This window comes from Agarivorans sp. JK6 (assembly GCF_045277145.1).
GTDB lineage: Bacteria > Pseudomonadota > Gammaproteobacteria > Enterobacterales > Celerinatantimonadaceae > Agarivorans > Agarivorans albus.
Window position 1 is genome coordinate 1,500,590 of the sequence record NZ_CP113525.1, and the last position, 22,130, is coordinate 1,522,719.

General features: G+C 44.7%; 16 protein-coding genes. 11 read left to right on the top strand and 5 right to left on the bottom strand.

What is annotated here, in order from left to right; translation table 11 throughout:
• The first annotated feature begins 132 nt into the window (after positions 1-132).
• Positions 133-2,547, top strand: coding sequence for a glycosyl hydrolase 2 galactose-binding domain-containing protein (locus tag OV592_RS07085; RefSeq protein ID WP_406610907.1), 2,415 nt, complete (start codon positions 133-135; stop codon positions 2,545-2,547).
• Between the two features lie 5 nt (positions 2,548-2,552).
• On the opposite strand, the gene OV592_RS07090 is transcribed toward OV592_RS07085, so the two are convergent.
• The gene (locus OV592_RS07090) at positions 2,553-3,398 is read right to left on the bottom strand and encodes a LysR family transcriptional regulator (protein ID WP_406610909.1); all 846 of its coding nucleotides are present in this window, start codon (positions 3,396-3,398) and stop codon (positions 2,553-2,555) included.
• Between the two features lie 133 nt (positions 3,399-3,531).
• Between OV592_RS07090 and OV592_RS07095 the strand changes: the two genes are divergently transcribed.
• Positions 3,532-4,254 carry an SDR family oxidoreductase gene (locus OV592_RS07095; RefSeq protein WP_016402222.1) on the top strand — a complete coding sequence of 241 codons (723 nt, stop codon included), beginning with the start codon at positions 3,532-3,534 and terminating at the stop codon, positions 4,252-4,254.
• 73 nt (positions 4,255-4,327) lie between these two features.
• On the opposite strand, the gene OV592_RS07100 is transcribed toward OV592_RS07095, so the two are convergent.
• Positions 4,328-5,848, bottom strand: a complete 1,521-nt coding sequence (locus OV592_RS07100; protein WP_221074242.1) for an aldehyde dehydrogenase family protein — start codon at positions 5,846-5,848, stop codon at positions 4,328-4,330.
• A 243-nt stretch (positions 5,849-6,091) separates the two neighbouring features.
• Between OV592_RS07100 and OV592_RS07105 the strand changes: the two genes are divergently transcribed.
• Positions 6,092-7,855 carry a sigma-54-dependent Fis family transcriptional regulator gene (locus OV592_RS07105; RefSeq protein ID WP_406610910.1) on the top strand — a complete coding sequence of 588 codons (1,764 nt, stop codon included), beginning with the start codon at positions 6,092-6,094 and terminating at the stop codon, positions 7,853-7,855.
• A gap of 41 nt (positions 7,856-7,896) precedes the next feature.
• On the opposite strand, the gene OV592_RS07110 is transcribed toward OV592_RS07105, so the two are convergent.
• Both OV592_RS07110 and OV592_RS07115 read right to left on the bottom strand, forming a co-directional pair.
• A complete protein-coding gene (locus OV592_RS07110) occupies positions 7,897-9,243 on the bottom strand; it encodes a glycosyl hydrolase family 8 (RefSeq protein ID WP_406610911.1) in 1,347 nt (448 codons plus the stop codon).
• 256 nt (positions 9,244-9,499) lie between these two features.
• The gene (locus OV592_RS07115; protein ID WP_406610912.1) at positions 9,500-12,076 is read right to left on the bottom strand and encodes a DUF294 nucleotidyltransferase-like domain-containing protein; all 2,577 of its coding nucleotides are present in this window, start codon (positions 12,074-12,076) and stop codon (positions 9,500-9,502) included.
• Positions 12,077-12,436: 360 nt separating this feature from the next.
• Here OV592_RS07115 and OV592_RS07120 point away from each other — a divergent pair, with 360 nt between their 5' ends.
• The 3 genes from OV592_RS07120 to OV592_RS07130 all read left to right on the top strand — a co-directional run bounded on the left by OV592_RS07120 (position 12,437) and on the right by OV592_RS07130 (position 15,528).
• Positions 12,437-13,897 (top strand): DUF3360 family protein, encoded by a 1,461-nt coding sequence (locus OV592_RS07120; protein WP_406610913.1) that lies wholly within the window; start codon positions 12,437-12,439, stop codon positions 13,895-13,897.
• A 694-nt stretch (positions 13,898-14,591) separates the two neighbouring features.
• The gene (locus OV592_RS07125; protein ID WP_406610914.1) at positions 14,592-15,176 is read left to right on the top strand and encodes a PEP-CTERM sorting domain-containing protein; all 585 of its coding nucleotides are present in this window, start codon (positions 14,592-14,594) and stop codon (positions 15,174-15,176) included.
• A gap of 109 nt (positions 15,177-15,285) precedes the next feature.
• The gene (locus OV592_RS07130) at positions 15,286-15,528 is read left to right on the top strand and encodes a hypothetical protein (RefSeq protein ID WP_016402214.1); all 243 of its coding nucleotides are present in this window, start codon (positions 15,286-15,288) and stop codon (positions 15,526-15,528) included.
• A gap of 105 nt (positions 15,529-15,633) precedes the next feature.
• On the opposite strand, the gene OV592_RS07135 is transcribed toward OV592_RS07130, so the two are convergent.
• Complete coding sequence (locus OV592_RS07135) at positions 15,634-16,563, bottom strand: LysR family transcriptional regulator (protein WP_406610915.1); 930 nt, start codon at positions 16,561-16,563, stop codon at positions 15,634-15,636.
• Positions 16,564-16,714: 151 nt separating this feature from the next.
• On the opposite strand from OV592_RS07135, the gene OV592_RS07140 reads away from it, so the two are divergent.
• The 5 genes from OV592_RS07140 to OV592_RS07160 all read left to right on the top strand — a co-directional run bounded on the left by OV592_RS07140 (position 16,715) and on the right by OV592_RS07160 (position 22,122).
• Complete coding sequence (locus OV592_RS07140; protein ID WP_406610916.1) at positions 16,715-18,691, top strand: alkyl sulfatase dimerization domain-containing protein; 1,977 nt, start codon at positions 16,715-16,717, stop codon at positions 18,689-18,691.
• A 48-nt stretch (positions 18,692-18,739) separates the two neighbouring features.
• Positions 18,740-19,234 (top strand): hypothetical protein, encoded by a 495-nt coding sequence (locus tag OV592_RS07145; protein WP_152781538.1) that lies wholly within the window; start codon positions 18,740-18,742, stop codon positions 19,232-19,234.
• A 68-nt stretch (positions 19,235-19,302) separates the two neighbouring features.
• Positions 19,303-19,800 (top strand): magnesium transporter, encoded by a 498-nt coding sequence (locus OV592_RS07150; RefSeq protein ID WP_152781536.1) that lies wholly within the window; start codon positions 19,303-19,305, stop codon positions 19,798-19,800.
• A 3-nt stretch (positions 19,801-19,803) separates the two neighbouring features.
• Positions 19,804-20,793 (top strand): efflux RND transporter periplasmic adaptor subunit, encoded by a 990-nt coding sequence (locus tag OV592_RS07155; protein WP_406610917.1) that lies wholly within the window; start codon positions 19,804-19,806, stop codon positions 20,791-20,793.
• Positions 20,794-20,901: 108 nt separating this feature from the next.
• A complete protein-coding gene (locus OV592_RS07160; RefSeq protein ID WP_406610918.1) occupies positions 20,902-22,122 on the top strand; it encodes an OmpP1/FadL family transporter in 1,221 nt (406 codons plus the stop codon).
• The last annotated feature ends 8 nt before the right edge of the window (positions 22,123-22,130 follow it).

Consider the following 22,130-nt stretch of genomic DNA (forward strand, 5'->3'; position numbering starts at 1 on the left):
TTGAAACTCTATCAGCCAACACCGGTAATTTTTGATACCTACCACAAAGCATTTCTCTATCTCTTGTTCCTGATATCTGCACTACGTAGGCTGCTTATAAATCTTATGTTGTAATGCTTAGTGAGTGCTTAAATGACGCAGATATTCCTAAACCAAGCTTGGCTGTTAAGTTCTCCAGAATACCCAGAGATTAAGGTGGCTTGCCAGATTCCCGGAGATAACCATTCGGCCTTGCTTGAGGCGGGGTTAATCGCCGATCCTTATCAAGCCAGCAATGAAGCAGATGTTCAGTGGGTGGGCCAGGTTAACTGGGTGCTAACTAGCCGCTTTGAGGTAAATGCTGAGCAGCTCGACAGTGACTTTATCGATTTACATTTAGGTCGTGTCGATACCATTGCTGATATCTATATTAATCAGCATTTAGTCGCGCAATGCGACAATATGTTTCGTTTGTGGTCTTTCAATATTAAGCCTTATTTAAAGGCTGGCAGTAATCAGCTGCAAGTGCGGTTTTCCCGTTCTGATTTAGCCGCAAAGCAACGAGCTAGTACTTTACCCTTTGCCGTCCCATCTTCCATTGGCAACAACCAAATTCCTTATATGAACAGTTTACGCAAGTCGCAGTGCCACGCTGGCTGGGATTGGGGAATTTGCTTGATGGTGAATGGTATCTACGACCCAGTGGAAATTAAGTTCACCAACCAAGCTCGATTGTTAGCTGTGCAAGTTGAGCAGCAGTGGCATGGCAACAGTGTGGATGTGTTGGTTAAGGTTAGTCATGACTCATCTTGCCGCTCACCAATTGATATTCAATTTGCAGAGCATGCCTTGCAAATACAGCCCGCAACTGAATCATCCATTACTGAGGCTCGATTCCACATTGCGGAGCCACAGCTTTGGTGGCCAGCAGGTTATGGTGAACAGCCTTTGTATTTGCTGCAAGTTAAATTGGCTGAGCAGCTTATTGAGAAGAAGATTGGCTTGCGAAAGCTAGAACTAGATACGCGAGCCGATAGCCATGGTTCTGCGATGACCTTTGTGATTAACGATTGCCCCATTACCGCCAAAGGCGCTAACTGGATCCCGCTTGATGCGATGCCATCGAGGCAAACAGCCGAGCGTTATCGCCAGCTATTAACTGATGCTAAAACCGCCAACATGAACATGCTGCGGGTTTGGGGCGGCGGCCAGTACGAGGCTGATGAGTTTTATCAACTGTGTGATGAGTTAGGCTTAATGGTGTGGCAAGACATGATGTTTGCCTGTTCATTGTATCCCAGTACCGATGAGTTTGTGGCAAACGTGCAGCTTGAATTAAGCGACCAAATTCAACGTTTACGTGACCATAGCTGTATTGTGCTGTGGTGCGGCGACAACGAAGTGATTGGTGCAATTAACTGGTACCCAGAATCCAAAGCTAATCGAGAACGTTATGTGGTGAATTACGACAGGCTTAATTGTGCTATTCAACAGACGGTGGAGCAGCACGATGCTAGCCGGGTATTCTGGCCCAGTTCGCCCTGTAATGGCGCATTAGATTATGGCGATGCATGGCATGATGATAGTAAAGGCGATATGCACTTTTGGGATGTTTGGCATTCGGGTAAATCCTTCTCTGCTTACCAACAAATTAAGCCACGTTTTTGCTCTGAGTTTGGTTATCAGTCTTGGCCGTCATTAGCGGAGGTGAAAAGCTTTGTACCGGAAGATGACTGGAATATTTGCTCACCCACTTTTGAAGCGCATCAAAAGAACCCTAGTGGTAATAGCATTATTACCGAGATGTTTACGCGGATGTTCCGCTTTCCGGCAAGCTTTGAACAAATGCTTTATTTGAGCCAAGTGCAACAAGCTCTTGCGATAAAAACGGCTTGTGATTTCTGGCGAGCTAATAGCCCCCAATGTAGAGGAATGCTGTATTGGCAGCTTAATGATAATTGGCCGGTAAGCTCGTGGTCGAGCATCGAATATAGCGGCCGCTGGAAGCAGTTGCACTATCACGCCAAGCGCTTTTTTGCTCCGCAATACCCGAGTTTTATTGAGGATGAGCAGGGTTTAGAACTGCGGATAATGAACGACAGCCCCAAAACCAAATCTATTAAGGTGTACCTACAGCGAGTGAACTGGCAAGGCAAGGTGGAATTTAGCGAGCAGTTGGCCTTAAGCCTTGAGCCAGATGCCAATGTATCAGCGTGGCAATGTGCTAAAGCGCAACTTGATGAGTGGCGTACGCAAGGCTTTTTGATTGTTTCACTCACATGTGAAGGTTCTCGCGTTCAAAATACTTGGGTAGGGGATAGCTACAAAAACTTACCTTTAGCCAAGGCTAAGGTCTCTTGCGCGGTGGATGAAAGTACTAGAACCATTATTTTATTAGCAGATAAACCGGCATTTTTTGTTCATTTAGAAAGTGATGCTCCGGGACGCTTTTCCGATTCAAGCATTACTTTGTTGGCTAATCAGCCGCAAACTATCAAATATTTGGGTGATGACTTTACATCCATGGTGAGTAGTTTGCGGGTTTACCAGTTGGCGGATAGCTATTAGCTCGTTTAGTTGTTGTTTGGCCATGAGTTTGCCGCATCAATTAATGCGGCTAGCGCAGGTTTAGCACTGGCACTGGCTTTTATGCATAAACCAATGCTGCGGTACATACGAGGTGCTAGCAGCTTTACTTGCTGTAGTTGCGGCGCTGTTTCGAGCACGCCAGTAGGTAAAAAAGAGATGCCGATGCCTGCATTTACCAAGTGTTTAACTTGGGTTTTGTGTTGCGCTTTGGCGACCAAGTTAACAGCAAAGCCTTGTGAAGCCAGCAAACTCAAGGTTTGTTGGTGGGCTTCACACACTACACATTCAATAAAGTTGTAATTGTTTAAAGCCGCAATCTCTACCTGGTTTTGCTGCGCCAGCGGGTGTTGGCGAGGTACGCACAGTACGTAATCTTCTTGCCAAAGTGGAATGAATAGCTCGTCTTCTTGTTTAAACACATCAAGAGTTAGCCTGGCCTGAGCGCTTTTATCTTGGTGATCGAGTAGCTCAAAGTTAAACAATGGCTGTTGGCTTTTACAGTGCTGAATAAACTCCGCCAGCAAGCTAGGGCTTAGGTCGTCAAAATTGGCCAGTTTAATCGGCAGGCTGGCCGGTTGTTCAGCAAACAGATTAGACATGCGCTTGAGTTGACCTAGCGTTTGAACGGCCATCGGGTAAAGGTGATGAGCTTGGTCGGTTAAATCAACCCCGCGCTTGTGGCGAATAAACAGCTGAACCCCTAACTCTGACTCAAGTTGTTTAATGGCCGAAGATAGCGATGGCTGAGAAACATAACAACGCTCGGCGGCGGCTGTCATCGAACGCTCTTCAAAAACTGCCACAAAGGATCTTAGTAAACGCGCATCCATAATTATTGCCTATAACAACCAAAGGAAATCGATATTTTACACCTATATATAGCAGAACTATAGTTAGCGCCAATAAAGCAGCAAGCGCAAATGTAGCGCCTTGTGGTGGGTTATTTATGTATTGGAGAATCTTATGTCTAAGCCTTTAGTTGTTATTACTGGTGCCAGTTCTGGAATTGGCGAAGCATGTGCAAAAACCTTATCGGCTGCGGGTCATCCGTTGTTATTGGTAGCGCGTCGTATTGAGCGATTGGAAGCGCTAAACTTGCCAAATACCCTTTGTCGTAAAGTTGATGTGACCGAGCTTGCCGACTTTGAACAAGCAATTAAAGATGCCGAAGCCTTGTATGGCCCAGTAGATATGTTGTTAAACAATGCCGGAGTCATGTTATTAGGAGCGGCTCACGAGCAAGCACCTAGCGAGTGGAAAACCATGTTGGACGTAAACGTTATGGGCTTACTTAATGGTATTCACTTGGTATTAGCAGGTATGAAGCAGCGCCAGCAAGGCACTATCATTAATGTTAGCTCAATTGCTGGGCGTAAAACCTTTCCTAGTCATGCTGCGTATTGCGGTACCAAATTTGCGGTTCATGCGGTAAGTGAGAACATTCGCGAAGAAGTGGCAGGAGATAATGTACGGGTAACCGTAATTGCCCCTGGCGCAGTAGAAACCGAATTACTTAGCCATACAACCAGCCAAGAGATTAAAGATGGTTATGAAGTATGGAAAGAAGAAATGGGCGGTGTGCTTAATACCCAAAACATTGCAGATGCTGTCGCTTACGCTTATGGCCAGCCGCAAAATGTGTGTATTCGTGAAGTGGTACTAGCCGCCACTGGCCAGCCAGCTTAGGTATTGTTAGTCATTAAGATAGCAAATAAAAAAGAGAGCCTAAGCTCTCTTTTTTATGACTGACCGTTAAAGCTTAAAAGAAGCCGAGTGGGTTAACGTCGTAACTCACCAGTAGGTTTTTGGTGTTTTGATAATGAGAAATCGCCACTTGGTGGGTTTCTCTGCCAATGCCCGAGCGCTTGTAGCCGCCAAATGCAGCGTGGGCAGGGTAGGCATGGTAACAGTTTATCCATACTCGACCTGCTTCGATTTTACGCCCCATACGCTGTGCTAAGTTCATGTCGCGTGTCCATACTCCTGCGCCTAGGCCATATTCGCTATCGTTAGCAATGGCCAGTGCTTCTGCTTCATCTTTAAAGGTGGTAACAGAGATGACCGGGCCGAATATTTCTTCCTGAAATACTCGCATGTCATTAGTGCCTTTTAAGATAGTCGGGCTTACGTAATATCCGTTATTGTGCTCACCCGGTAAGGCTGCGGTGACGCCACCAGTTAATACCTCGGCGCCTTCGTTTTTGCCTATCTCTAAATAACTCATAATTCTGTCTAACTGCCCTTTAGAAACCTGAGCGCCAACTTGGGTATTAACATCTAAGGGGTCACCTTGCTTAATGGTTTTCACTCGCTCTAATACCCGCTGCATAAACTTATCGTAAATAGATTCCTGAATTAGTGCGCGTGATGGGCAAGTACATACTTCGCCTTGGTTGAAAAAGGCTAGAAGTAGGCCTTCAATCACTTTATCCAAATACTCATCTTCGTGGTCCATGACATCGGCAAATATTACATTGGGCGATTTACCGCCTAGCTCTACGGTGGAAGGAATCAGTGAATCTGCCGCGCATTTAAGAATGTGTTGGCCAATTTCGGTAGAGCCAGTAAACGCTAGTTTGGCAATGCGAGGGCTAATGGCTAAGGCTTGGCCAGCCTCTTCACCAAATCCGTTTACTATATTCACCACACCTTTTGGAATAAGGTCTTCGATTAACTCCATTAGTACCATAATGGAGGCAGGAGTTTGTTCGGCGGGTTTAAGCACCACACAATTACCCGCTGCTAAGGCTGGGCCGAGTTTCCAGGCTGCCATTAGCATTGGGAAATTCCAAGGAATAATTTGACCCACAACGCCTAGTGGCTCGGGGAAGTGATAACTTACAGTGCTGGCATCTAAGTCGGCTGCACCGCCTTCTTGAGCTCGAATACAGCCAGCAAAATAGCGGAAGTGATCAACCACAAGAGGTAGATCGGCATTGAGCGTTTCGCGGATCGCTTTGCCATTTTCCCAAGCTTCGGCCACGGCCAAATACTCAAGGTTCTGTTCAATTCTATCGGCAATGCGCAGCAACATATTTGAACGCTCGGTAACTGAAGTACTTCCCCAGCTTTCTTTGGCTGCATGGGCAGCGTCTAAAGCAAGACCGATATCGTCAGCGTCTGAGCGGGCCACTTGGCAATAAACCTCACCATTAACCGGAGAAGGGTTATCAAAGTACTGGCCGTTTACTGGCGCTACCCATTCGCCGCCAATAAAGTTGTTGTATTGCTCTTTAAAAGTGATTAACGAACCTTCGGTACCTGGCTGTGCGTAAACCATAGTCAATTCCTTTTTGTTTTGTTATCAATATGTTTCTTGTGAGCGCGTTTCGTGACACGCCTGCGCTTTACATAGCAAGTGCTAAGCCATTGCACAGAAACTTGTTGTTAACAAAATGTAAAACTATGATTATTCACACAAACAATTTTGCACAGTGTGAGTAGCGAAAACTAGCCAGCTTAATAGGCTTGTCACACTGTTACTTTTTGGCACAGTTACATTGTCTCACTATGGAACACTGCAATGACCAACAAGCTACAACTTCCTAGCTCTATTAATGCATCTTGGTTGCGCAGCCAAGATGCCGGCCTGCAAGAGCAAGTCGCTCCTCAGGTTTTACGCTTGGCAAAAACCGAGTTGGCAGAGCGTCACCATCGACAACAATCGTTGATTGCATTGGTAGAGCGCTACGCCTATCCCTTGTTTGAGCAGGTAATGGCCCTTAGTTCTAGCAGGCTCATTTTGTCGGATGTAGACGGTTACCTTATTCACCATTGGGGAGTGAAACGCTACAACGATAAGTTGGCAACTATTGCGCTAGAGACTGGAGTGAATTGGTTAGAGCAATATAAAGGCACTAATGCGATTGGTACCGCTATTGCCACTGGGCAAGCAGTATCGGTAATTGGTGAGCAGCACTTTATTCAACAGCATCGCTTTATGAGTTGCAGCGCTTGCCCAATCTTTAGTCCGAAGGGCGAAATGCTTGCCATATTAGACATCACCAGTGAGCAGCAGCGGCATACTCAACAAACCATGTTGCTTGCTGCTAGCCTGGCCCAGCAAGTTGAAACAGCCTTGTTATGCCAGTTGCCCGAGAGCCATTATCGGGTTGATCTTGCCGCGCAGCCGCATTTGCTCAACTCTGGTTGGCAAGGCATTGTGGTGGCCGACAGCGAAGGCAAAGTATTAGGCTTAAACCCAATGGCGCGTCAGTTGGTGGATAAGTTACATGTAGGTGAAGCCTTGGCTAGTCACTTTGGTGAGGATTGGCAGCAAGCTCACTTGGCAGATAAGGCAAAGCTTCATCTGCAAACTAAGGCTTTAAAAGCAAGGCCAATCGTTAGCAAAAGCATTTCTAGCAAGAGTGAATCCCGTGACCCTCGGGTTAATACCGCTTGGTGGCAAGCTTGCAAGGTGGTGAGTAAATCTATTCCGCTGCTTATCTTAGGTGAAACTGGTGTAGGTAAAGAGCGTTTTGTAAAACAGCTGCACCAACAAAGCCAACGAGCGAGCAAGGCCTTACAAGCCGTAAATTGTGCAGCCTTGCCAAACGAGCTGGTGGAAGCAGAGCTGTTTGGGTATCAAGCAGGCGCATTTACTGGGGCTAACCCTAAGGGTTTTGTGGGGAAAATTCGTCAAGCCGATGGTGGCTTTTTGTTTTTAGATGAAATTGGTGAAATGCCTTTGGCTGCCCAAGCACGTTTACTACGGGTGCTGCAAGAGCGAGAAGTGGTGCCGGTGGGTGGCAATCAGGCCTATAAGGTAGACATTCAAGTGGTTGCAGCAACGCATGTTAATTTGCAGCAAAGGGTGAGTGAAGGCTTGTTTAGAGAAGATCTTTACTATCGCTTAAAAGGTTTGCAGATAAGCCTGCCAGCCCTGCGAGAGCGCAGCGACATTGGTTTGCTCATCAATAAGCTTCACCAACGTTATTGCGAGCATAAACAAGATATAGAGCAGCGTCTGTTTAGCAAAATGCTGGCTTATACTTGGCCGGGTAACTTGCGTGAGTTGGACAATTTTATGCAAGTGGCTTGTTTAATGACCGAGCAGCAAGCCATGCTACGCAGTACTGATTTACCCGAATCCTTGCAACAACAACTGGCCTTAACTAGCCCGCTAGAGCAAAACTGTGAACAAACAGAGCTGCAGCAAACCATTGAGCAAAACATCGCGCAGGTTTATCAGCATTGCCAAGGTAACGTGACTAAAAGTGCCAAACTGCTAGGCATTAGCCGCAACACCTTGTATCGCAAGTTACGCCAACTAAAACTTAAACATTAAAAAAGAGAGCCTAGGCTCTCTTTTGTTATTAAGATAGTTTTTTACTGATTCGCGTCTGTTGGGCCGTAAATCTTATATTCACCCGACATTTGCAGTACTGCAAACATGTGCAATAAGCCGTCGTAGTAACGCCATTTTCCGGTTGGCGTAGCTTGCTTCCACAAACGTTCGGTGAACTCTTTGGCTTCTTGGCTATCGGTAATTAAAGCAGCGGTGCCGTTCATGGCATTTTGGCCAGAGCTGCCCCATTCAGATGCAATCTTTCCGCCCATTTCATGTACCGCAAAGTTTTGACCTTTACGTTTGTATTCGTCGGCATAGAACGAAATTAAACGGTCAGCTAACTCAGTTTGGCGAGGGTCATCGTTAAACCAGTGGTAGTCCATGGCAATGTTACCAATTACGCGGAACGCATCGTAACCAGATTTATGGCTAATATCGTTAAACGAGGTCTTTTGTGGAGTTCCATCAAAAGCTGCGTATTCAGAATACAAGCCTGTTTCTGGGTGGGCTGCGTTGTACAAGTAATCGCGGCTTACTTGTGCGGCATCAAGCCATAGTTGTTGGTCTTCATCTGCCCAACGGCCCAGTAGCTCATAAAAAGCAGCAACGTGGTAAGACGGGTCGGTGTATAAACCTAAGCTTTTTTCAGTAACAAATAAGATTTGCTTCTCGTCGCGGCTAAACATCGGAACCTGCGAGTCAGTCTCTTCTTTATTAACCATGGCTTGCAGAATTACGTTTGCTTCATCGCTATATTGGAAAATACCTTCGCCGGCCCCCCAGCGGTTTTCTGCAAAGAATAAGGCCATAGCAAAGTATAGCTCGCCATCTGGCGCAGGGTTGTTATCCATTTTGGCAAACGGTGCTTCTGGTCTTAGATGCCAAGCAAAGTAATCTTTGTACCAGCCTTCATGGTGTTGCATATAAGTTTTAGAGAACTTCCAAAGCTTATTGAACATCTCTTGGTCGTCCATTTGCACGGCGATCATCATGCCGTAAGACATACCTTCCGAGCGAATATCGTTGCTACCAATATCTTTAATGAAGCCCATGTCGTCACCAACCGGGAAAAACACCGCTTCGCCGCTTTCACTGCGAGAATCAGAGTAAAACAGCTGCTGGTAAGTATCTTGTACTTTCTTATTCACTTGTTCTGGTGAAGCGATACCTAGCTCAACAAAGGCATTGCGGTATTCACCAGAATAAAAAGCCCCAGGAGCACTAATATTGCTGGTGCTAGTGTTGCTTTGCTTAGTTGCTGGAGCAGATGATTGCTCAACGGGAGCCGCGCAAGAGGCTAAACCTAAAGGCAAGGCGCAAAACGCCAAGGTTTTCACCGTTTTCATTATGGTGTTACGGTGGGTGGTAAAAATATTCATAGTCATAATATGCTTTGTTACCTTTGTTCTAATTGTAATCAATGTTCATAGGGCTTTTAAATACGTGCTAAGCCAAACGATGTATTCAGGCTAGTGCAAAGGGCTGGGGGCTTATACTGTGATTTTCCGCAAAAGACTGTGAAATCTGGATAGTTTGCGTTGCATCGGCTTAGTCTGGCCAAGGCAAACAAATATGGTAAAAGCAGCTGTGTAAATTTAATAATTACCGGAGGGGTATTATTGTTCATTTATAAATTTTCCTTTAGCTAGATTTAGCATTGAGGAAATCATGGCTAATTTTGTCGTGAAATAAGCTAATTCTTTTCAATACGTTGCGTAGATTTTGTTGCTCTAGCTCGGTTAAATCTGCCAAGGCCAGCACATCATTTACCTTACGCAAATCGGTGTATTCCACTATTTGATTCATAAAGCGCAGCTGCCAAATATGGTCGAAAATGTAGACCATTTCGCGAAAGCTCATGGCGTCGATTTCCTGTTTGGCGGCTAGCTGCTTAAGCCTTGTCATGGTGTTCGCTTCGCGAATATCGTGCTTAAGTGCGTAAATTCGGCAAAAAATTTCCATGGGGCGTAAACAGGCTTTTAGATTAACTGACTCTACGCCGTCGATATTCTCGGTTTTGATTTGTTTAAAGCTAGTGAGTGGCACTTTGTAAGACAGGCAATTTTTCGCGTAGGTGGCTAGAAATTGCGGCTGGTTTTGCACCGTTGTTTGAATATGCTGTTGGATACTATCGACCAGCTGTTTTTTTCCATAAGTCGCGCGTATATCAAAAAATACATTTAGTTCTAATATCGAATCGGGCTTGGCGTGATTAATCCAAGCGCTAAAGTTTGCGGTCCACTCATCTAGGCTTAGGCACCATTGGTGGTTGGTGGCCATAATCAAACCATCGCAATAGGGGTAACCGGCTTGGTTGAGCAGGCCACAAACCCGCTCGGCTAGATGCAAAAAGTAACGTCTGGTTTGTTTAAGTTTGCTTGGATCTTTGGGTGTCTCAAATACAATGGCATTGTCTTGGTCTGAAAACAGCGTCATGTCGTGACGAGCATTGCTGCCAAAGGAAATAAAGGAAAAGGAGACCGGCGGCTTTCCCAACTCTTGAATACTTAGCTCTATAAATCGGCAGATGGCCGCATCGTAGGCACTGCCAATAGCTCGGCGAAGATTATCAGGGCGAGAGCCTGCATCAATCATCTCGCGCACTAAGTCTGGCAGTTGATTAAGGGTTTCTACCACGCCACCTTGGCTATCGCTAAGTGCAATATCTTCGACCACGCGACTGCTTAGCACTTGGTAATCGTTGACTTGTTTTACAAGGCCATAGGCGCCGCCATAAATCTTTCGGGTTATTGGGCGAAATGAAATTATATGGCCATGCTTTTCGGAAAAGAATATTTTTGAGGAGCTAACAATAATGTCCAGCTGTTTGCCGCTTTTGGTGCTTAAACAAGCTTCAAATTCTGCAGGCTCTGCGCTGTGTTTAAACAGGTAAGCCAAATGTTGCAGCAAAGGTGTGTTTTTCGCGTTGGCAGGAAATAACTGCTGCCAAATAGTGGGGCTTTGAAGCTCGGAGTCGCTGTAACCTAACATGCGATGTAGCCGGTTGTTTGAGTAAAGAATATCGCCGTCGGCTTCTAGAATGTAACCTTCGTTGGATGATTCAACCAAGGCGCGGTAACGATCTTTGGCTTCGTGCAGAGCAACTTCGGCGCGCTTTTTCCGGTTCTCGATGGTTCGGCTTTGGCCAATGATGTAGCTCATTATGGCGCTAAGCCCCAAGGTAATGAGGAAGAAGGTGGTAAACAGCGTTTGTTCTAGCTTATCGATTTCTTTTTGCACATCGTCAAAATAGACACCGGTTCCCACTATCCATTGCCACTCTTCTACTGCTTGTACGTAGCTAAGTTTGGGCGCTGTTTTGTTGGCATCATCCTTCCATTGCCAGAGGTATTCTAAGTAGCCTTCATGGTTGGCTTTAACCAGCTTGGTGAACTCAACAAAAATGTGTTTGCCGCTTTTGTTTTCATTGTCTGAGTAGTGCGTGAGATCTAGGCCTGTTAAGTCTTTACGGTAGGGGTGCATGATCATTCGTGGATGCATGTCGGTGATGAAAAAGTAATCTTTGTTTTCATCACCATAGCGCATCGCTTTTAGTTCGTTAGCCGCTTTAGCTTGGGCTTGGCTTAGGCTTAGTTCTCCGCTTTGTTCTCGCGCTACGTAACTATCGACAATGCTAATGGCAGAGGAAGTGAGCTCTTTTATCATTTGCTGCTTTTGACCCATCATCGAGTTTTCTACCAGCGGGATAATCACCAAAGCAACCGCACTTACAAATAATATAATGGCCAAAATGGTGGGCAGTACAATGCGAAAAGCAAAGCTGCCAATAAAACCTTGTTGATTAGCTTCGTTATCACGTAGGCCATCAAAATATTCGGCTAGCTCTTTGGCGTCTAATACTGCGCTCAGTTCCTCATTGTGGGTGGCGTCGTGGTATTTGGCGGTAAACGTACCGTTCTCAAAATCAGCTCGAGAAGGCAGGTAGCCGTCGTAATCATCTTTAATATGAGTTTCGACAACGTTCTTAATTTGTTGGCGAGAGTATTTGCCATCGAACTCTTGGTAGGCTTCTTGAAGTGCTTCTTTGCAGTGCCTAAACCGGCGATGGTCGTAGGGGTCGTATTGGTCTAGCTTGCCTTCACGCAAGTAGTGATCAAATCCGTCGTGGTCGAAAAAGCCGTCAATCCATTTATGGATGTCTTCTGCTCGTATGCCAAATAGCTGTTCTGTGCGCTGGGCGTGCTCGGAAATTTTCATCGTAATCAGTTGGTTGAACTAAGTTCAGCATAACAATTAGTAGAGAATTAGCATATCGATGAAAGGGTAAAATAAAAAGCAGTTAACTTGCATGAAAAGTAATCTAAATCAAAAAGTCATCAAACTTTATTGTCTTATACTAAGACAAATTTTCCAGTACCAGTTACTAAGGGCGCGTATCGTACCCTTTTTTCAGCCTGCGGGAAAATATGTGGCTTTAGCTCCCAGCTTTTAGGCACCTGCTTACTAGGTGTTCTGTAGCGTCTGGGATGTCGTCTCGTGTTAGCCGAAGGTTAACATACAGAGCATAAATGGAAGTTAATGCGCAATGGCCCCCGCAATTACATAGGAAGTAAAAACATGTCTAGTAAGAACAAGACATTCTATAGAGATATGCGCCGAAAAGCGCAGGAATTCGACAACCGTGAAGAATTTTTGAATCACGATCTCAAAATTATGAGTTTTCGCCGTTGGGGGATCCATTTACCGCTTCGAGATTACAGTATTGAAATTGAAGATTGGGTACCAGCGCTAGCCGCCACCATTGGTAAAGTTGTAATGGTAACCGCAATGGTTGCCGCGTTTGCCGCACAGTTTGGTTTATCACCAGAGTTTGTTGCCGAAAACGTACGTTACGAGCTGCTTATTGCAGGTGCGTTATTTGTAATTCTGTTCTCTGCTATTTTAAACCCTAATGCTAATTTGGCCGGCACCCATGGGCCAATGATCCCCTTAATTCCCTTGATTGCTGCTGCAGGAGGACACCCGCTAGCGCTGGGTTTAATGGTGTGTGTATTTGGTTTGATTTTGGCTTATACCAAGGGGGGCTCAAAGTTAATGACGCTAACCGGGGTAGGGGTAAGAGGGGGCTTGCTGATTTACCTGGGGGCTGTGGGTTTAATTGGTCAAATTAACAAAACAGAAGCCTGGGCATCTGCCGGTGACCAAGGCTATATATCATTTGCGGTGATTGGCGTTACGGTTTTAGTGTATGCCTATTTAGCAAAAGTAGGTAAACGTTGGTTGGCTATTCCTTTATGTTCGGCTTTAGCGGGCATTGTTGCCTATGTATGTGGAGCAGATTTTGCCTTTACTACCGCACCTGGCCTACCGCATTTCAGTCCGTTTTACTGGTGGGGTGAAGATACTGGTTGGCAATTAGGTTGGCCGAATCTTCAGCACTTCATTGCGGTTATTCCTTTTGCCTTGCTTGCGGTCGCTATGTGGTCACCAGATTATTTAGGGCACCGTGTATTCCAAGAGCTTAACTACCCGAAAGAAGCTAAAGGCGTGTTAATGGATGTGGATGACACCATGGTGGGTGCATCTGTGCGTCAAGGTGTTGGTGCATTATTGGGCGGAGGTAATTTAGCCTCATCGTGGGGAACCTACATGATCCCTGCTGCTATTGCTAAGCGTCCGATTCCGGGTGGCGCTTTGCTAACCGGTATCTTATGTGTATTGGCTTCGGTACTTGGTTATCCAATGGACTTGGCCATGTGGGAACCAGTGCTACGTGTTGCTTTAATTGTAGGGGTATTCTTACCTTTGCTTGAAGCTGGCATGCAAATGATTCACAAGCACAAAGATTCTTTAAGTGCCGGTATTTGTATTTTTGCCTGTGCCTTTGTTAATCCTGTGTTTGGCTGGGCCACTACCATGCTGCTGGATAACATGGGGTTAATTGGCGACCATGAGCGCGCTAAAGAACTATCGGCTAAAGACAAGTACCTTATTCCGGGCGTAGCCTTTGTGATTTGTGTGGGTTCGCTAGCGATGGTGGGGCAGCTTCCTGGCATTCCAGCTTTAATTGGTAATTAAACGAGATAAATGCAATCTGGTTTAGCTACAAGGCAGCCTCGTTGGCTGCCTTTTTATTTCCTCAAGAAACACTACTACCAAAGTACCTTAACTACATTAATTCGGCTTTTACCTTTTGTTTTCTGATTAAAGCCGCTCGCTTTAAATGCCGATGAGCACTAATTCCGTTTGTTTTTGCTGATGTTTTTCGGTGTCGGATTTCTTTACACTTTATTCTTTGGTTAGGATCTAGCGCTGTAATGACCATATTTATGATGAATAGCGCTTTCATCAAAACATCATAAAAACATCATTTATTGAGTGGTATTTTGCGGTTGATTAAATTTTCGACGTATTATTCTGTAGAAAAATTTCATCATTTTAAATGCTGGTGTTTTTTACTTGCTTAAAGACAAATACCAGAACTTTTAGAAACAGCGGATGTATAGACATATAGCGCCTCGCCTAGCTGCTACCACCACAAATTGTCATATAAACCTAGGCTGGAAGCGCTTTGATAAAGGTTTGCTTTGTCGATATAGCTTACACTTTGTGTGATCTGTATCACCTTGTGGTTTTGGGGTACTAAAAATAAAATCTTTATAAAACATAGTCTTAATTATTTTATAAGTCTTTCTATAGATTTGGCTTAGTACTTGCGAAGAATCTAGTGCGTTAAAGGAATACCTTTTAATAACAGCAAAGGATCTGAGCAATGAAAGCACTACTATTAACCTTAACGACATTGTTTATGGCTATGTCGGCAAATGCAACGGTAATGTTAACTAGCGACAACCCAGCGCAAGCACCGGGAGTGGAAACCTATTTAGGTGATTTTCCAACACCTTTTAGTGATCCGACTGCTTTTCCTAACGTTCCTGTTGCTCAAAGCGTGTTTGACGCAGGTTCTGACATTCGAGCGGCATTTATGCTTGATCTTGATATGTTAGATGAAACTACCGATGAAGGCACTGGCGGCTACTTAAATGGCCTATTGGACCTTGAGTTTTACTGGTTTAATGGCGCTAATTTAGTGTGGCAAAACTATAATCCTTACTCTTGGGATCAAATCGAAGCTTGGCAGCCTACCTTTGATGTGCTTGCAGTATGGAGTGATAGCAGTTTGTTTGACGACGGCTTAGTAGAAAGTGGCGCTTGGACAGTGGTTGCTGCAGTTGAAGGAAGTGTAATTGGCGGTAAGCAATTTTCAGTTCCAGAACCAGCAAGTTATGCCTTAGTGCTATTTGGTTTACTTGCCATTGTGGGCAGAAGAATGCGCGGTTCATTATTCGCTAAATAAACTATAGCGGCTTACAAGGTCATTGAATTTTCATTTAATTAATCTTGTTAATAGCTGTTTTTATATGTAGTTTATATTTTGTTCGACGTTGTAACAGAAGGAGCCAATTATGGTTTACGTAAAACGGACTTTGACAGCAGCTTTGTTGCTTTCTAGTACCTATGCCGTTGCGGCCGATGCGCCTGCAGCACCAACGCTGTCTCCAAACGATTTGTTTGCAGCGATTAGTGCTGGAACGCCTATTACTACAGCTAACTTGTTAGCTAGTGCTGGTTTGCCAGACTTTGTGCCTAGCTTGCCGGGTAACGGCGGCGGTGCTGGTGGTGGTGGTTTAACGGCTTCACCAAACTAGTTGAATAAGTATTTAAAAAGAGAGCCTTAAGGCTCTCTTTTTTATTGTGCTGCTAATAGATTTATCTTTTGCCAAGCGTCAGTTCATAAACTACGTCTTGGGCACTTATTGAAAATTTTCCTGCATATATTCTTCAATTTTATTAGCTATGTTAATCAACTCATTTCTTAGCCAAGTATTTGCGGGATCTTGAGTAACCTTTTTCGGCCAAATAAGGTAATTGGACACAGGTTTAAATTCGAATGGTGGTCTAAAAACCTGCAGCTGTAGCCGTTCTTCAAACTGTAACGCCATGGATAGAGGCACAGCAGACAGGTAGTGTGATTGGCTACACATCATAATATTGCTAAACAGCGAACCACCGTGGTAAGCCACTCGCCGTTTGCTTAAATCAATATTGGTATAGTGGCTCATGGTGTAAAGGTGTTGTCTTTTTCTTTCTAATACTGCGTGCTCTTCTTGCATATACTGCGCTTCAGATAAGCTGCCTTGAATCCTAGGATGGTCTTGGCTACATACCACCACAAAGTCGCCGTCATAGAGTTTTTGGCTATTCAAGCTTGGCTCTTTGGGCGGCAGAATATCAATCATTAGGTCGTATTCTTGCGTGATTAAAGCGTCGTATATGTTTTCTTCGTATACCGGTTGGTCGAACACTTCGAGGCTGATGTTTTTATTGGGCAGCTTGGCAAACTGATCGAGTAATACCCACTGTAAGTGCTCGGGAGCGGTTATCACAAAATTTCGTTTTGAGTGAGCAGCGTCAAACTGTCCAAAGGAGTGGAACACCGAATTAAGTTGCTGCAGCGGCTCTTGAATTTGCGCGTAAAGGTTTACCGAATAATTGGTGGGGGCTACGCCGCGACCACTGCGAATAAACAGTTCCTGCTGTACCTCATTTTTTAGGCGCCCTAGCATCGTAGAAATGGTCGACTGATTTGTATTTAGGTGCTCTGCGGCCTTGCTCAAACTGCCATGCTCCATTACCGCTGCAAATGCTGCCAGCAAATTGTATTTAGGGATATCGTTTTGCATTTTGCTCACCGTATTTAACGCTAGTGCTAAAGCTCTTATAAGTAATTATCGTATTTACGATAGTTTTAAATCATATCAGCCTATTTTTTAATGCTCTAGATATAAATAAAGTGGCTGCAATTTCATAATTGTAAGGCTTTAAGGTTGAACTATGACAAATCGATGTAAGCAGGTGTTATTGCCACTAGCCATTTCTAGTACTTTGTTTGTAGCGGGATATACCCAAGCAACACCCGTAATCGAAGCTAGCTCTAGCGTAGGACAAGAACTGCAAACGAGTGCAGCAAACCAATACCAAAATATTGATTTAGATGCTCGCTATAACGACGGCGTGTTGATTGAGCATTCATCAAACCTGTTCTGGGGCAAAGGTGAGCGAATCAAGGTATTGTCTAAAACCGGTGAAACTTTAGCTTACACGGCAGAATCTGAGCATGTTCACCCAACGTTAACCAAACATAGCCGCAAAATGGATCAAGCTATCATTCAGGTAGATCACAATGTTTACCTAGGCTACGGATTTGGTATTGATACACCAGTTATGATTGAAGGTGATGATGGCATCATCATTGTTGATCCAGGTGAGTCTGTAGAGATGGCTGAGTCGGTTAAACAGCAATTTAGAAAAATCACCACTAAGCCTGTGAAAGCAATAATTTACTCGCACAATCATATTGACCACATCTCTGGTGTGCGAGCTTGGGTTAGCGATGAAGAGGTAAGCTCTGGTTCAGTTAAAATTATTGCTCAAGACGGCCTAACCGATGCGGTAGCAAACTGGTCATCTAACCTTGGTACCTTGTTTGGTCACCGTACTTCATACACTGGCGCAAAGCATGTTGAAGAGGGCGAACACGGTACCGTAAACGATGGTCTTGGTCCGCGCTTTATGCAGGGCGCTATTTCTTTTATTGAGCCTAATACACTAATTGCGGCCAACGCTACCTTAGATATCACTATTGCTGGCGTGCACATGCAAATTGTAAACGTACCTTCTGAGACTAAAGACGAAGTGGTTGTTTACCTACCCGAGCAAAAAATCCTCCATGCTGCAGAAGTACTACAAGGCGAGAACTTCCCTAACTTACACACTATTCGTGGCACTAAGTTCCGCGACCCAGCAATGTGGTTTAAAGGTATTGATGTGATGCGTCAGTTTGATACTGAAATCATGATCAACTCACATGGGCGCCCAGTTGAAGGTAAAGCAGCAGTAGCTAACGTTTTAACGGCTTACCGAGATGCAATTCAATATACCCATGACCAAACTATTCGTTATATGAATAAAGGTTTAACACCTGACGAATTAGTTGAAGTGGTGAAATTACCTAAGCATCTAGCAGAGCATCCTTGGTTAGGCGAACACTACGGCACCGTTGCGCATGCTGTTCGTCAGATTTACGTTGGCTATGTGGGCTTCTTTGAAGCTGATCCATGGCAACTAGAACCGATGGCTTATCAGCAACGCGCTAAGGCTTTTGTTGAGCTAATGGGCGGACGTGACAACATTATCAACACAGCAAAAGCGGCAATTGAAGCCAAAAACTACACTTTTGCCGCAGAGATCCTATCGTACCCAATTACCGTGAATAAAGATGATATGCAGGCTCGCCAGCTTAAGGCTGATGCTTATAAAGCCTGGTCTGCTGAGCAAGTAAACATTAATTGGCGTAACTGGGCTCTTAATGCTGCAGCTGAGCTAGAGGGAGAGCGTGATTTCTCTAACCTAATTAGTTTTGCCTCGGTTGACGTATTAACGGCGCTACCAAGCAAGCAAATCTTCGACATGATGACCGCTACCTTAATTGCTGAAAAAACCATAGATGTGAATATGTCTATGAGCTACAGCTTTGCTGATACTGGTGAGTCTTTCACTATTGAGATCCGCAATGGTATTGCTCAGTTACATGAAGAAGTGTTAACAGGTGCCAATGTGCAGATCAATACATCTCGTGCAGTGCTTAACCAAATACTCATGGCTGGACCAAATGCACTGCAAGTTATCGCCCGCAATATGGAAACAGGCAGCTTTAGTTTTGCAGAAGGCAGCATTAAAGACTTCGGTTTATTCATGAGCTACTTTGACCAAGCAACTCGCCCACAAGACTTAATGCTAATTGTACGCTAAGCAAAGCTGGTAAGGGGCCTTTGCGGCCCCTCTTTTGAGGGGACTCAGATGTTTAGATTGTTTAGTTATCTTTTGGTCATTATTCCAATCGCAGTATCTGCATGTGGCCTTCACCAGAGTACCGGTTTGTATTTACAGACCGAACCTGGCTCTTTAGCGGTCGTTGAAAGTGTAGTAAACGCGAGAATGCGTGACGCTTTAGGTAATGCGAATAAGCCTGAGCAATTTCGGCTTTATTTGTTTATGCGTCGCTTAGCTAAAGCTAATCCAGACAAAATTAGTTTTAGCTTATTTGAAGCAATTAAAGGGCACTATCGACAAATTTTGCTTGAGCCAAAGCTGAAAATAGTAGGGCGTGATACCCGGCCTAGTCAACAAGAGTTGCTGGTGATCACCGAGCTGGATGTATTAGACGCACTTGCATCAGGAGCGCTAAGTTGGCAGCAGGCGCACGCTCAAGGTTTGATTGCCATAAATGGCAACGCCGAGGATGTGGCGCAACTAGAGCGTTGGTTTGCATCGCTGTTTTTAGCTAGGGCTTAAACATTAAGGCGCAGGCAAGATTTTTGAACATTGCTAGCGGCTTTCAACTTTATTTTGAGGAGGGCTTTATGCGCCTACTTCGCACGATTATTTCTAAGATCCGCATCATCTTCATGGTGTTAGTTAAATTTACCTGTTTCATGTTGGTGATGCTGGGTGGTGCTTATTTGTTAGCCCCAATGGGAACGATCAATTCTAAAGACATCGACATGAGCATCTACAGCAACACACCTAATCAAACCATGATGGTGTTATTTAACTCTGAGTATTTTAGTGGGTACCTGTTTGCAGTCACTATCGCCTTAGTGGGTTTTGTTGCTTATTTGCTATGGGAATTACACGAAGTAGCAGTGCATAAAGCGCATGAGAAAAAAAGTGCACATATTCAATTAGTTTTTGCTTTGTCGTTATGTGGCCTATTTCTGCATAAGGCTTGGTGGGTATTGGCTATTATTATCGCTTTTGCTAACTGGGCACATATTGGCGCGTCGATTAGCAAGATTATTAGTAATGGCAGACAAAAAGCGCATTCTCCTCGTCGTCCATCCGAACATTCAGAGGCCTAAGCAATGAAAGAGGTAATGATTCCTTACATCCTAATTATGTGGATTTTAGTTTCTACTGGGGCGATTAAATGGACATTAAAAAGCGCGTTTTGGATTGTATCTGGTGGACTGATGATCTTGGTATTGCTAGGCGTGCTTTCTCGCCTATGGGCGCCGGTAGATTTAAGTTACTCATCAACGGTTAAAGCTCCGCATTCGGTATTGTCGCCGCTATTGCGCGAACAAATCGATAAGATCCATGTAGAGCATAATCAATACGTTAAACAAGGTGAGGTGATTTACACCCTTATCGACACAACCTCGAGTGCCGAGTTAGAGAAGATTAAGGCGTCTATTGTTAAACAAGAAGAGGCTATTGCCCAGTTAAAGCGTGATGTGGCTAGGGCTAATAAATCACCAGAAATTTTCAAACAGCGTGAGGTTGAGTACTACCATTCGCAATTACGTATTGCTAATTCGGCCCTCGCTTCGCTACATGCAGACGCTAAAAAAACTGAGTTTGAACAGGAAAGGAAAACAATTCGTGCGCCATTTGATGGCCAAGTTGCAGTGGTTAATGTGGCCGACGGAAGCCGCGTGGGCAACATGCATATATACGATACTGGACGTAAGTTTATGGAAATGCGTATTCCGGATCAGACCTATCGTTACGTTGAGGTAGGGCAGTTTGCCGAGTTTTATGTGGATGCTTATCCAGGCGAGATTTTCCGAGCTAGAGTTCACAGCCTTACTGCAGGTACTGGTGAGTCAGCGGTCTCTCCAATGCAGGGCCCGCAAAGTGTTCGCCAACATGTGGGAGCAAACGCCAGCTCGCATGGCCGAACGGTGATATTAGAAATTGTTGAACCCGAAGGTAAAGTCATTCCTATTGGCGCTACGGGTTCGGCGTGGATTTCGGCTAATAAACCGCATCCATTCTTTGGCTTTATTGATGTTATTGGTGCCGCTACGGTGCGCCTGCATTCTTACAAGTCTTACTTAAACGCGATGTAATAGCTGTTTAAAAGTACGCCCATTGTGAGGGCGTACAACACACGTTCCATTCCCCACTTATTATTTTTTACAGCACTAATTTTGTTTAGTGCTGAACTTAGGTTATTCATGAATACAATCAAAATGCTACTGCTAGTAAGTGCTTCCTTCTTATTTGGAAAAGCTTATGCCGGCGCCTACATGTTCCCTGAACTTGGCATGATGAGCATTAGCACCGCTGGTGCAGGGGCTCAAGCCGTTGCCGAAGGCGCTGAAACTGCTTTTGCTAACCCTGCTGCAATGACTGAACTTAACACCACCACGCTTGCATTTAATGTGCAGGGTATGGTGTCTAACATTAACTATACCGACAATGGTTCAACTGGCGTGTTTGCGGGTGGGGAATCATCTTCGAAAGCTGGTACTGCGATGCCAGTGGGATCTATATATGCCGTTACTCCGCTTAACGATAGTTGGTCTGTTGGTTTAGCTATAGCATCTGCCGGCGGTTCCATTATTGATTATGGGCCGAATTTCGCTGGTTCACTATTGCTACAAGATGCACAGTTAACTACTGTACAGTTTAATCCTAGCATTGCTTACCAAGTGAAAGATGACTGGTCGATAGGTTTAGGCTTAGTCGCTGAATATGGCCTATTAGAACAAAACTTTGCAGGTCACTCCGATTCCTTGTTACCCTCAGTTTCGGCAGAAGGTAGCAGTATCGAGTTTGGTTACACCCTTAGCAGCCTTTATAAATTCAATGACGACAATCGTATCGGCTTTACTTATCGCTCTGAGTTAAACCACGATATGGATGGCGATATTAGCTCTGACAATCGCAGCGGTTCTTCATCAATTAACATTATTATGCCAGCAGTGGCCATTGTTAGTGGTTATCATCAACTTGAAAGCAAACCCGCTTTATTATGGAGTTTAGGCTGGAGTGATTTTAGCAAAGTGTCTGAAACAGCTATTTCGCTGGCTAATCGTGAAGCGGGCATCGCGCGAGAATGGCAAGACACCTTTTCTGCCAGCGTTGGTATGCATTACCCCTTAAACCAGCAGTGGCGTTTAGAAAGTGGTGTTTACTACGAAACCTCACCGCAAGATGATCCAAGCTTACAATACCCAGATGTACCCACCGGAGAGTTATGGAAACTTGGGCTTGGTGCTAGCTACGAGATTAACCAAAACTGGCGAATGCAAATGTATTACGAGTACTACTACGGCGGCACCCCAAGTATTGATTACACCTTATTCGAAGGCTCAGCTGCGGAAAGCTCGTTAAAAGGTGATTATGAGGCGGCAGTTCATTTCTTTGGTGTATTGTTTAACTACCAGTTCTAGTTTGTTGT